The 12742-nt window shown below is 63.7% G+C and carries 6 protein-coding genes and 1 pseudogene; 3 read left to right on the top strand and 4 right to left on the bottom strand.

Going from position 1 to position 12742, the window contains the following annotated elements:
* Nucleotides 1–134: pseudogene (locus GIW02_RS03230) on the top strand (DUF4136 domain-containing protein); the annotation flags it as partial.
* A 130-nt stretch (nt 135–264) separates the two neighbouring features.
* Here GIW02_RS03230 and pbpC read toward each other — a convergent pair.
* Nucleotides 265–2577 carry a peptidoglycan glycosyltransferase PbpC gene (gene pbpC / locus GIW02_RS03225; protein WP_268935421.1) on the bottom strand — a complete coding sequence of 771 codons (2313 nt, stop codon included), beginning with the start codon at nt 2575–2577 and terminating at the stop codon, nt 265–267.
* Nucleotides 2578–2798: 221 nt separating this feature from the next.
* On the opposite strand from pbpC, the gene GIW02_RS03220 reads away from it, so the two are divergent.
* Nucleotides 2799–3089 (top strand): hypothetical protein, encoded by a 291-nt coding sequence (locus tag GIW02_RS03220; protein ID WP_236412111.1) that lies wholly within the window; start codon nt 2799–2801, stop codon nt 3087–3089.
* A gap of 140 nt (nt 3090–3229) precedes the next feature.
* Here the strand turns inward: GIW02_RS03220 and GIW02_RS03215 are convergent, their stop codons facing one another.
* Nucleotides 3230–8125, bottom strand: a complete 4896-nt coding sequence (locus tag GIW02_RS03215) for an alpha-2-macroglobulin family protein (protein ID WP_236412113.1) — start codon at nt 8123–8125, stop codon at nt 3230–3232.
* Nucleotides 8126–8422: 297 nt separating this feature from the next.
* On the opposite strand from GIW02_RS03215, the gene GIW02_RS03210 reads away from it, so the two are divergent.
* On the top strand, nt 8423–9760 hold the full coding sequence (locus GIW02_RS03210) for an MATE family efflux transporter (RefSeq protein ID WP_236412115.1): 1338 nt from the start codon (nt 8423–8425) through the stop codon (nt 9758–9760).
* Here the strand turns inward: GIW02_RS03210 and GIW02_RS03205 are convergent.
* Both GIW02_RS03205 and speA read right to left on the bottom strand, forming a co-directional pair.
* Entirely contained in the window at nt 9705–10598 is an 894-nt protein-coding gene (locus tag GIW02_RS03205) for an alpha/beta hydrolase (protein WP_236412116.1), read from the bottom strand. The two genes, GIW02_RS03210 and GIW02_RS03205, sit on opposite strands and share 56 nt — an antisense overlap.
* A 156-nt stretch (nt 10599–10754) precedes the next feature.
* Nucleotides 10755–12668, bottom strand: a complete 1914-nt coding sequence (gene speA, locus GIW02_RS03200) for an arginine decarboxylase (protein ID WP_065945524.1) — start codon at nt 12666–12668, stop codon at nt 10755–10757.
* Nucleotides 12669–12742: the final 74 nt, after the last annotated feature.

The following is a 12742-nucleotide window of genomic DNA, read 5'->3' as shown; positions in this document are numbered from 1 at the left end:
GCCCGGATGACCCGCGTATCAAGAGCGACCTCACCGAGCAACGCATTCGCCAGGCCGTGGGCGAGCAACTTGACCAGCGCGGCCTGCGCCCGGCAGCCGCCGGTAGCAAGGCTGACCTGAATGTGCATAGCTTCGGGGGGATCGGGGTTGAAGGCAAGTGAATACAGTGGTGGGCTTTGGGGCCTCATCGAGGGCAAGCCCCCTCCCACATTTTGACTGTGTTCACAAATCAAAGGTGGGAGGGGGCTTGCCCCCGATGAGGCCTTAATCGACGACGCTGAATTCGAGCCGGGCGGTCTGGCCGGCTTCGTCGAGCACGCTGAGCTGATAGCGCCCCAAATGCTCGAAACTGGCGTTGATAGATTCCTGGTTCGCACTATCCCCCAACGGCGCGCCGTTAAGAAACCACCAGCGCCGGCCGCTGCCACCCAGGGCGGAGAGTTTCAAACGCAGCGCTTGTTGGCTGGCCGCCGGCAGGCGCAGTTGGTCGCCTTCACGGACGCCAACAATCGACAGCGGCGAAGACGCCGCCAGCGCCGGTGGCGGGCAATCGGGGTCGGCGGCCGGAATGCGCGCGTCACGCCGCTCCGCCCTGGGCAACCAGGGCTCCAGGGGTGCGGGCCACAGGGCGATGTGTCTCGGCACTGCGCCGGGGCAGTGGGCGTCAACCCGTAAGCCCTTGGCGTTGACCCAGACGTTTTCCATCAAGCCCACGCTCAGCGGTTGATCCAGTGCCTGCAAGGTCGGCGGCGTGGTGTTATCCAGCGTCCAGGCGAAGCGCTGGCGGCGGCAATTGGGGTCGGTGCGGCTCATGGGTTGGCCGAGCGGCCAGCAGATGGCCGCCACCCCGACATTGGCCGGCACCGGCTTGACCGGGGAACTGATACCACGCTGGCTATCACGGTTGGCCAGCACATCGTGCACCTGCAACATCAACGGCGCCGCCGAGGCCAGACCGAACTGCCCCGGCACCGGCGTACCGTCAGGACGACCGATCCACACACCGATCAAGTAACGCGGCCCCACACCAATCGCCCAGGCATCCCGAAAACCGTAGCTGGTGCCGGTTTTCCAGGCCAACACCGGGCGCTGCACCAGCTCGGCGCGCGGGTCACGATCAGGCCGTGCCTGGCCACTGAGGATGCGCCGCACAATCCAGGCGGACCCGGGCGACAATAATGGCCGCTCTCTGAGCGTATCGTCCGGCTGCAATCGAAGGGTCGCCGCCCTGCCGTCGCGGGCGAACGCGCTGTAGCCGCTGACCAGGTCCTCCAGGCGGCTGCCCGCGCCTCCGAGGATCAGCGCCAGGTTGGGTTCGGCCAACGCCGGCAAGGCCAACGGCACGCCGCCGATGCGCATCTGCGCGGCGAAGCGCTTGGGTCCGTAGGCTTCCAGCAATTGCACCGCCGGCAGGTTCAGCGAGCTGGACAGCGCCGTACTCGCCGGCACCGCGCCGGTGAAGCCCATCGAGAAATTGCCCGGCCGGTAATCGCCATAGCGCCGTGGCACGTCCTGCAGCAACGATTCGGAATGAATCAAACCGTCGTCCAGGGCCATGCCATAGAGGAAAGGTTTCAAGGTGGAACCCGGCGAACGCAGCGCGCTGATCATGTCCACATGGCCGAAGCGCTTGGCGTCGTTGATATCCACCGAGCCGAGGTAGGCGCGCACGGCCATGCTCTCCTCCTCCACCACCAGGATCGCAGCGGAGGTGTGCTCCGGCAGGCGTGCGCGCCAGCCCAGCAGCAGGTCTTCGAGACGGCGTTGCAGGCTGGCATCCAGGGTGGTGCGGATCAGCGGCGGGCTATCCGGGCGGTTCAGGCGCCGCGCCAGCAGCGGCGCCAGGCTCGGTTCCAGGCGCGGGGCCAGCAGCAGCGGCTCTTCCAGGGCTTCATCCACCGCTGACTGCGGCCACACGTGGAACTCGGCGAGGCGGCGCAGTACTTTGTCCCGTGCAGCCTGGGCGCGTTGCGGGTGACGGTCGGGGCGCAGGCGACTCGGCGCCTGGGGCAGTACCGCAAGCAGGGCGGCTTCGGCGTGAGTCAACTGTGCCGGGGACTTGCCCAGGTACGCCCAACTGGCCGCCGCCACGCCCTGCAAAGTGCCACCAAACGGCGCGCGGTTGAGGTACAGGTTGAGGATCTGCTCCTTGGACAGGTGCCACTCCAACTGCGCCGTGCGCCAGAGCTGGCGCAGTTTGCCGTGGAACGTCCGGGAATGCGGGTCAAGCAAACGCGCGACCTGCATCGACAAGGTGCTGCCGCCGGACACCACCCGCGCGCCCGTGAGGTTCTGCCACGTCGCGCGCGCCAATGCCAACGGGTTTACGCCAGGGTGCTGGTAGAACCAGCGGTCTTCGTAGGTGAGCAATGCGTCCAGGTAATACGGCGACACTTCGCGGGTTTGCACCGGGTACCGCCACACCCCGTTGGCGTCGGCGAACCGCCACAACGGCGTGCCATCCTCGGCCAGCACCACCCGCGCCAGGTCGTCCTTGGGCAGGGGCAGCGGCCAGATGCGATCGGCCAGCCACAGCAGGGCAATCACCAGCAACACACTTCCCAAGGCCCAGCGCAATAACTGTAGGAGGGGGCTTGCCCGCGATGGCAGTGGGTCAGTTGCCAAAGCGTTCACAGGCATACCGCCATCGGGGGCAAGCCCCCTCCCCTACTAAACCGAGTCATTAATACAAAACTCAAACGGGCAAACCTCTATGCTGGTAGGGAACTCGCCTTGTTGATAAACGACCAAAGGCTCAGTGCTGGCAATTTCGTCCACTCCTTCATCGAGACACACCTATGCAAGCAGACTTTTTCGGATGGCTGGGTCACGCACTCGGCTCGATCATCCACTACATCGTCGAGTTCTTCAGCGGGCTGTTCAATTTACTCTCCAACGCCGGCGGCGACTTTGTCGACGGCATGTCCCGGGCGCTGGGCATGGACACCTCGATCATCAGCATCATTACCCTGATCGTCGGGTTGCTGTTCCTATACTCGGCCGTGCGCGCGTTTATGCGCGCGTCGATCGTCTTTGGGATTATCTGGTTGATGCTCGGCCTGTGGCTCCTCAGCTGGGTGGTCCACTAACCCCCCCAAACACCACAGTTCCCCTGTGGGAGGGGGCTTGCTCCCGATAGCGGTGTGTCAGTGACTTATTGCAACAATTGACCTACCGCCATCGGGAGCAAGCCCCCTCCCACATTTAACCCCCATTCCAACTTGAGCTATCAGCGGCCTTTGATCACCAGGTCCGCTGGGGTCTCGCCCACTGCCTGCCAGTTTGGCCGGTACATCGACTCCACCTGCGGCGGCGGTACTCGGTACGTCCCCGGGGTCACGGCACGCGCCAGGTACAGCAGGTGCGTGGTGCCGTCCCCTTGCAGATTCAGCGCCGCCACGTAGCGATCATCCCTGAACTCCTGATGCTTGAGGGTCGAGTTCTGCATCGACTCGCGCCACTCCTTGACCTGGCTGCTGGCGTTTTCCAGGCTGGCGGCGCTTTGCGCCAGGTTCTGGTTTTCCAACTCCAGGCCCGCCGGCAGCAAGTCCACCACCAGGGCATCTGGTACACGCTGCTTGGCGCTCACCGCCAGATGCACCAACACCAGGTCGCCACTGTTGAGGCTGCGCAGGTTCAACGGCTGGCCGTTCATGCCCAGGTATTCACGGCGAATGCTCAGGTTGTCTCCCCCCGCTGCCGGCGGCACCTGTGGATAACCCGAAATCGTCAGTTGTTGATACACCGGCGTGTCGCCCTGATTGCTCAAGGCCAGATCGCTCGACAGCAGTTTGCCTTCCAGCTCCAGCGTCGATTGCTGGTTATTCAACTCATGCACGCCGCCGCTGCCTGTGAGCGACACCTGCCAGTTCGACTCAGGCTTCGCGAAGCCGAGGCGCCCGGCCAGGAACAGCGAGTTACGCTCCTGGGTCGACAGGTACGGACTGGCCGCCAACTGGTCCGAGAGCGTGAACAAACGCTCCTCGCGCGAGCCCTTGGCCAGGTCATTTTCTTCGAGCAAGGCCAGGATCATCGCCTGGTCCCGGAGCGGGCTGCCGTAGTCGGCCAGCCATTGATCGGCAGTGCGCTGCGCCGCCAACCCGGCGAGCAAGGCCTGATCGGCACGCGGCTGGTCGCCCATCTTTTGCAGGGCGACGGCCAACTGCACCAACGGCAACCCGGAACGGGCCTCGCTGCGTCGATCAAACAGACTGCGCAACGCCCCCAACGGCGCCTGCTGACTGCGCGCCAGCACCATGCCTGCGTAGGCCTGCACGGCAAAGCGGGTGTGGTCGGCGTTGTCGCTGTAGTCGACCTCGATCAGGTTGCGCTCCTGCACATACCGCAGCAGGCGTTCGCTGGCTTTCTTCAAGGCTTCAGGCGGTACGGCGAAACCCTGGTCGCGGGCGCGCAGCAGGAAGTCGGTGACATACGCCGTCAACCAGTATTCCTCTTCGCCATCGGCGCCCCACAAACCAAAGCTGCCGTTGTAGCGCTGCATACCCAGCAGGCGCTCGATGCCCAGCTCGATTTTGCGTTTACGCTCGGCGTCCGGCTCACCCTTGATGCTCAGGCGCTTGAGCAACGCATCGTCGGCATACAGTGACGGGTACAAGCCACTGGCGGTTTGCTCGAGGCAACCGTAGGGGTAAGCCTTGAGTGCGCTGATCTGCGCGCCCAGGTTCAGCGGCGGCCGGCTGGACAGGCTTAACAGTGCCTGGCGCCCCGAGGCATCAAACTGGTCCAGGGTGCCGGCGGGCAGGCTCCAGGGCTCGTTTTTCAGCACCGCGCGGTAATGCTTGAGCAACGCCGGGTAGGCCGGGCGCACGCCCAGGGTCCATTCACGGCTGAACGGCGGCAGGTTTTCACCCGGCAGGTCCAGGCCATTCACGCTGACTTTGACCTTGCCCTGCCCCAGGCCGCCCCAGGCTTTTACCGGGATACGCAAGGTGGTGCGCTGGCCTTGTTTCAACTCGACGGTTTGCGCGCCACTGTTGACCAACTCCAATTGCCCCTCGGCACTGAGTTGCACGTCGAGTTTCTGCGCCTTGCCCGACAGGTTGGACAGGTCCAGCGCCAAGGTGGTCTGGTCGCCACCGGCGAGGAACCGCGGTGCCGACAGTTCGGCAATCAGCGGCGCGGCGATCACGGTCTTGCCCTCGGCCATACCGTAGCGATCATCGGTCCAGGCCTGGGCCATCAGGCGCAGCTCACCGTTGAAGTCCGGGATGTTGACGCTGACTTCGCCCTCGCCCTGCTCGTTCAAGGTCACTGGCGCGCTTTGCAGGGCCACGATGGTCACGCTGGTGTCGGGGCGCTTGCCGCCCTTGGCCAGCGCCGCATCACCGCCGAAGGCCAGGCTGGCCAGGCGGCCCTGCCCGGCTTCGATCAACTGGCCGTAGATGTCGAACTGGTCCACGCCGTAGGCCTTGCGGCCAAACAGGCTGGAGTACGGGTCCGGCGTCGGGTATTCAGTGATGTTGAGGATGCCCACGTCCACTGCGGCCAGCAGCACATGCACCTGTTTGGGCACGCTGCCATCGGCATTTTTAGCCGCGATCTTCACCGTCAGCGGCTGCTTGGGACGCATTTTTTCCGGCGCCGTGAGGGTCAGGCCGAGCTTGCGCTGGGTGCGATCCAACGGCAGGTGCAGCAGGCCCACGGCGCGTTTGGGGGTGATATTGGCTTTGCGCTCGCCGGGGCGAATCACCAGGGCACTGACGTAAAGGTCATGGCGCGACCATTTCGGGTCAAGCTTCACGGCGAAGCTTTTGCCCTCGGCTGGCACGTCGATTTCCTGCCACCACAACGGGCCCTCGGCGGACTCCACCAGCAGATAGCCTTTGCCGGCAGCCGGCGGTGTAACCGTGACGTTGGCGGTATCGCCGTCGCCATAGGCGGGTTTATCCAGCGCCAGCTTGACCTGATCCGGTCGCACGGCGCCGCCTTCGGTGTTGTCCTGGGCCTGGTAACCGGCCCAGAAGCGCACACTGCTGACCAGACCGGTCTGCGGGTCTTCGACTTCGACGCGGTACGGGCCCCACTCGACCTGGAAGCTGACCTTGGCGGTGTCGCCGGCCTTGATGTTCAGGGTCTGTTCGTCGAGGTTGAGGAATTTCTCGTTGAAGTGGTAACTCCAGCCGTCGTTGTCGGAGTAGTTCCAGTAGTAGTCACGGCGCTCGCGCACCAGTCGCACTTTGAGGTTTTGCGCGGCAAGTTTCTGCCCGTCCTGATTGGCCACCAGCACTTCGAACTCCGCCGGGCCATCGCCATTGGTTTCCTTGCCGTCAAACAGCCCGCGCAGGCCCGGCAGCTGCTCGGCCGGCCAGATCGGCTGCACCAGACGCCGCGTGATCGGCCGCCCGCCGGACTCTTGCAGGCTGGCTTGGACGATCAGTTGCAGCGGCGACTTGGCATCGGCCCATTTGCTTTCCAGGGTCAGCGCTTGCTGGCCCTTGGCGTCGAGCACACTTTCGTCCAGCTCGAAATCCTGGCTCAGCTCTTCTTCGGTGACGGAGCCAAACTGGTAACCCGGCAAGGCCTTGACCGCCTCGCGCAGCGGGCGCACATACACCTGGCCACTGACCCGATTACCCGACGCCGGGGCACCGTAGAGGTAACGACCGTTGACCTGAATCACCGGGTTATCCGCCGGGCTCAGTGGCGTGTCGCTGCCCTTGAGTTCCAGCGCCAGGCGCTCGGGCAGGAAGTCTTCGACGAGGAACTCATACAATTGCGGCTTGCCGTCACCCAGGTCGAACACCAGTTGCCAGCGCCCGGTCGGCGCCTCGCCAGCCAGTTGCAGTGAGTATTGATAGAGGCCGGACGCATCGGCGTCCCACACGAACTTGCGGCTGACTTGCTCGTCCGGGCGACGCACTTCGACGCTCACCGGTTGCGGCTTGACTGCGTTGCCGTCCTTGTCGCGCAGCAGCGCATTGAGCAGCACCGTTTCGCCTGGGCGATACAGGTCGCGCGGGCCGAACACAAAGAACTGCAATGGGTGGGACGGTTGGCCGCCGATGTCGAACTCGGCCAGGTCGAGTGCCGCGCTGTCGAGGCGCAACAGGCTGGTCTGCTCACCCTGTTTGGCCAGCAGTACCTGGGCCTTTTTCGGCAATGGCAACTCAGCGTGGCCACCTTTTTCGGTCTTGCCCTGGCCCAACACGCGGCCATCGGCATCCAGCACTTCGAGGTCGACGCCGTCCAGCGCCTTGCCGCCCTCCAGCGCTTGAGTGAACACATCCAGGCGATTGGCATAGCGGTGCACCGACAGGCCGATATCACTCAAGGTGAACAGCGTGGCCGGTTGCGAATAGTTGTAGGTGCCCGAGGCGCGCATGACCGCCAGGTACACACCGGGTTGCTGCAGTTGCTTGAGGCCGGCGATCGGCAGCAACAGGGTTTCGCGGGTGTTGCGCGCGGGGTTAAGGTCGAAACGGCCGCCATAGACCAGATCGGCCAGGGGCAGCAGCTCGCGGGATTCATAGCTTTGCAGGCTGGTGTTGCGCCCCCACTGCGCGAGGAACGACGGCAGGGATTCAGGCTTGATGCGGAAGAACTCGACGTCGATCTTGTCGACGTTCAGCGCAATCACCGGCAACCCTTCGGCCAGGCGCGTTGGCAGCAAGGTGCCGCGGCTGGCGAAGCCAACGGTGGCTTGCAGGTCACGGGTTTCGAGGCGGGCGCTGTACTCGGCGGCGAGTGTATTGCCGTTGACCGCCTTCACCCCGGGGTCCACCGTCAGCACCAGCTTGCGCTGGGGTTCGAGGTGGCGCAGGCGCAATTCCATCAGGTTATCGGACAGCTCCCAGGCGCCATCGACCTTGCCCGACTTGCTGTCCACCAGATGGAGTTTGTCGGCAAACTTCTGGTCCGGGTCCAACGGAATCGAAACACTCACGGACAAGGTACTGGCGCCGTCCAGTTGCACCTCGGACACGTCCACTACGGTCAACTCACGCCCGGCATAACGCTGCTTGAGCGCCGCTACGTCCACCGCCGCCTTGGCCGGTTTCGGTGCTGTCGCCACGGTGGGTGCGGGCGGGGCAGCGGGTTTATCGGAAGAATCGCAGGCGCTCAGCAGGGCCAGCGCGCAAGCCAGGATCAGTCCTTTGTTCAGCATGGGGCACTCGTAGTGAGAGGGGTCCGAGGGATGAACTATATATCAGCCTGTTGAGGGCCGATGCGGTGCTGGTCACATTGACCGACGGAGGGTGGTTTGGTTCTGGGGCGGTTTAAAGCCAGGAACAATCCCACAAACACTCAAGATCAAAATGTGGGAGGGGGCTTGCTCCCGATGGCAGTGGGTCAGTTTCAAATAACTCAGCTGACACACCGCCATCGGGAGCAAGCCCCCTCCCACATTGGTTCTGTTGTGTGGCTGATGGATGGGTACAATGCCACTTCCCAAGGAGCCTGCATGAATTCCCTGCTCACCGATTGGCGCCACCGCTCGACCCACCGCCGCGTCTGGGCCCTGGCCGCGCCGATGATCCTGTCAAACATCTCGGTGCCACTGGTGGCCCTGGTCGACAGCATGGTCATCGGCCACCTGCCCCACGCCCACCAGCTCGGCGCCGTGGCGGTCGGGGCCAGCCTGTATACGTTCCTGGCCTGGGCCATGGGGTTTCTGCGCATGGGCTCCACCGGCTTCGCCGCCCAGGCCGCCGGGCGCGGCGACGGCGCGGCGTTGAGGCAGATCCTGTTGCAAGGCTTGTTGCTGGCGTTGGGGCTGGCGATGCTGCTGGGCACCGTGGGTATTCCCCTGAGCCACCTGGCGCTGGGCTGGATGCAGCCATCGCCGGAACTGAACCAACTGACCCGCGAGTTCTTCCACACTCGCCTGTTCGGCCTGCCCGCGGCGTTGGCCAGCTATGCCCTGGTCGGCTGGTTCCTCGGCACGCAAAACGCCCGTGCGCCATTGGCGATTTTGCTCACCACCAACCTGGTCAACATCGCGTTGAACCTGTGGTTCGTACTCGGCCTGGACTGGGGCGTGGTCGGCTCCGCGCGTGCGTCCGTCATCGCGGAATGGACCGGCGCCCTGCTCGGCCTGGCCATGACGCAAAAAGCCTTGCGCGCCTACCCCGGGCATATCGCCTGGGCCGCCTTGAAACGCTGGCAAAGCTGGCGCCCGTTGCTGGCGGTCAACCGCGACATCTTTATCCGCAGCCTGGCGCTGCAGTCGGTATTTTTCATGATCACGGTGCAGGGCGCACGCCTGGGCGATGCCACCGTGGCGGCCAATGCGCTGCTGCTCAATGGCCTGCTGCTGACCGCCCACGCGCTGGACGGCCTGGCCCATGCGGTCGAAGCGCTGTGCGGCCACGCCATCGGCGCCCATGACCGCCAAGCCTTGCGCCGCTCGCTGGTGGTGGCCGGCGGCTGGTCGCTGATCGCCAGCGTTGGCTTTGCCCTGCTGTTCAGCGTCGCCGGACACTTGTTTATCGCCATGCAGACTGACATCCCCAGCGTGCGCGAAACCGCCGACCTCTACCTGCCCTACCTGGCGCTGCTGCCGCTGATCGCCGTGTGGAGCTACTTGCTGGACGGCCTGTTCATCGGCGCCACCCGCGCGCGGGAAATGCGCAACGGGATGCTGCTGACGGTGCTGCTCACGCTGCCATTCGCCTGGGCCTTGCAGGGGCTGGGCAACCACGGGCTGTGGACAACCTTCCTGCTGTTCATGGCCCTGCGCAGCCTTACTTTGTGGGCGATTGCCTGGCGATTGAACCGCCAGGACCAGTGGCTTGGATAAACGCTGTGACGCGATCCAGCACCGGCGCCAGCCAGCGCAACGGCTTGGCAATGGACGCCACCAAGGTCGCGTGGCCGGTCTTGGTGAAGTAGAACGTTTCGACGGGCACGCCGGCCTCGCGCAGTTTTTTCGCCAGCCCACCGGTATTGCGGGTGGGGTTGACCAGGCTGTCGTCAGTCGAGGCGATCAACAGGCTTGGCGGTGCATCGCGGCTGACATGGTTGATCGGTTGCGACTCCGGCGGTGAATCGGGGAAGAAGAACACCGGTTTCACATCAGGGTTTTCAATCGGCAGGAAGTCATACGGCCCGGCCAGGCCGATCCAGCCCTTGAGTATCGACGGCGCCAAACCCACCTCATTCAGCCAGCGCGCATCCAGCGCCAACATTGACGCGTTGTAGGCACCGGAGCTGTGGCCCATCACATAGAGCCGGGTAGGGTCACCCGCGTAGTCGGCGATATGCTGATGGGCCCAGGCCAGCGCTTTGGCGCCGTCCTGGAGAAACGCGGGGTAACGCACCTGCGGGTAAAGCCGGTAGTCGGCGACCACCACCACAATGCCGCGCGAGGCCAGCGCTTCGCCGACAAAAGCGTAGTCCTCCTTGGCGCCGCTGTTCCAACTGCCGCCATAGAAAAACACCACCACCGGCGCGTTTTGCGGAGCAGTTACGGGGCGGTACACATCGAGTTTCTGACGGGGGTCGTCGCCGTAGGCGATGGACGCGGTTTTGGTGAAGGTGTTGGAGGGGGTGAGTGCGTTGAGGACTTTGATGGGGGAGCAGGCGGCAAGCAATGCAGCCAATGCCAGGGTGATCGCTTGCAGGTATTTGCTCGACATTTTCCATCCCTCATAAAGAAGGTACTACCAAACACACATCCAAATGTGGGAGCGGGCTTGCTCGCGATAGCAGTGCGTCAGTTAACACAAGTTTCACTGATGTACCGCTTTCGCGAGCAAGCCCGCTCCCACCTTTCAGATCGCTGTCAGCCGATATTACGAGGACAGGTAGGACGACCGCGTCAGGCCCAAACGCAACGCATCCAGGAACTGCGTACGCTCGCTGGCACTGATCTTGGCGCTCGCACACTTGTCACGGTAGTGCGTCATCAACTCCTCGGGCGACAAGTGCACATAGCGCAGCATGTCTTCGATGGTGTCGTGGGTCTCGATCCCGGCGCTGTACACCGAACCGTCTTCACGCTGGTAGATGTTCACCGAGTCGGTGTCACCGAACAGGTTGTGCATGTCACCGAGAATTTCCTGGTAAGCACCGACCAGGAAGATGCCCAGCAGGTAGTCCTCGCCTTCGTTCAAGCCGTGCACCGGCAGGCTGGTTTCGATGCTCTGCTCGTCGACGTACTGCTTGATCTTGCCGTCGGAGTCGCAGGTCAAGTCCTGCAACACCGCGCGGCGCAGCGGCTCTTCGTCGAGACGGTGCAGCGGCAGGATCGGCAGTACCTGGCCGATGGCCCAGGTGTCCGGCAGGCTCTGGAAGACCGAGAAGTTGCAGATGTACTTGTCGGCCAGCTTGTCGTTGAGTTCGTCCAGCACTTGGCGGTGCGAGCGCTGGCGGGCCTTCAGCGAGTTGTGCAGGCGGCGGCACACGGCAAAGTAGCATTGCTCGGCCAGGGCTTTTTCGGCCAGGGTCAGTTTGCCGTCGGCGTACTGGGTGGCCACGTCGCTCATGTAGTGGGTGGCGCGCCAGTAGGTTTCGGTGACCATCTCGATGTCGGTCGGGCCCAGCAGGTCCACCAGCCATTGCACGGTTTCCGGCAGGCTTTCCTTGTTCTCGATGGTCGGAATTTCGTCGTTATGTTTCTCGACGTCAGTGACCTGCACCACCAGCATGGCGTGGTGAGCGGTCAGCGAACGGCCACTTTCGGAGAAGATGTTCGGGTGCGGCAGGCTCTGCGCGTCGCAGAATTCCTTTAGCATGCCCACGACCACGCCGGCGTAGTCGTCCATGTCGTAGTTGATCGAGCTGGCGTTACGCGAGTGCGTCCCGTCGTAGTCCACACCCAGGCCGCCGCCCACGTCGATGTGGTCCACCGGCAGGCCGAGGTTGCGCAGTTCGCCGTAGTAACGAATGGCTTCTTTGAACCCGTGCTGGTAGTCGGCCAGGTTGGCAATCTGCGAACCCATGTGGAAGTGCAGCAGGCGGATGCCCTGGTCCAGGCCCGCCGCGCGGAAGCGCTCGACCACCGACAGCAGCTGCGCCGCCGACAAACCGAACTTGGATTTTTCGCCGCCGGTGTCCGCCCATTTCGACGAAGCCAGGGACGACAGGCGCACGCGCAGGCCAACCTGCGGCTTGACCTTGAGGCTGGCAGCCTCTTCGATCACCAGCTCAACCTCGGATTCTTTCTCGATCACGATAAACACGTTGTGGCCGAGCTTCTGGCCCATCAGCGCGAGGCGGATGAACTCACGGTCTTTGTAACCGTTGCAGACGATGGTGCCGCCCTTGGGCGCCAGGGCCAGTACGGCCAGCAGCTCAGGCTTGGAACCGGCTTCCAGGCCGATGGACACGTTCTGGGTGGCGATGATGTTCTCGATCACCGCTTCCTGCTGGTTCACCTTAATCGGGTACAGCGCGGTGTACTTGCTCTGGTATTCCAGGCGTTCGATGTTCGAATCGAAGGCACCGGTCAGCTGGCGCACACGGTCTTGCAGGATGTCGGGGAAGCGCACCAGCAACGGCAAGGACAGGCCGCTTTTGCGCAGCTCGTCGACTTGCTCGTACAGGTCGACCGGCGTGCTGTTCGGGCCGTTCGGACGGACTTCTACGCGACCGGCTTCATTGATCGCGAAATACCCGGCCCCCCAATGGCGGATCCCGTAAACACTGCGGCTGTCCGCAACTGTCCATTGGCTGCCATCGTCTTTGCGTGTGCGTCGTACGGACATCGAAGTCCCCTATAAATGAAGGCGAAGGCGCCACCTCAAGCGGAGGCTGGCGCAGTCTAAAGAATGAAAATGAC

This window comes from Pseudomonas syringae (genome assembly GCF_021606685.1).
Classification (GTDB): Bacteria; Pseudomonadota; Gammaproteobacteria; order Pseudomonadales; family Pseudomonadaceae; genus Aquipseudomonas; species Aquipseudomonas syringae_R.
The sequence above is the reverse complement of the archived record's forward strand: the minus strand, read 5'-3'. Positions and strand labels throughout refer to the sequence as shown.

Excerpts from the sequence above, each read along its gene's own strand:
- GIW02_RS03215 (WP_236412113.1), bottom strand. The coding sequence starts at position 8,125 with ATGCTGAACAAAGGACTGATCCTGGCTTGCGCGCTGGCCCTGCTGAGC.
- speA (WP_065945524.1), bottom strand. The coding sequence starts at position 12,668 with ATGTCCGTACGACGCACACGCAAAGACGATGGCAGCCAATGGACAGTT.
- GIW02_RS03205 (WP_236412116.1), bottom strand. The coding sequence starts at position 10,598 with ATGTCGAGCAAATACCTGCAAGCGATCACCCTGGCATTGGCTGCATTG.
- GIW02_RS03210 (WP_236412115.1), top strand. The coding sequence starts at position 8,423 with ATGAATTCCCTGCTCACCGATTGGCGCCACCGCTCGACCCACCGCCGC.
- GIW02_RS03220 (WP_236412111.1), top strand. The coding sequence starts at position 2,799 with ATGCAAGCAGACTTTTTCGGATGGCTGGGTCACGCACTCGGCTCGATC.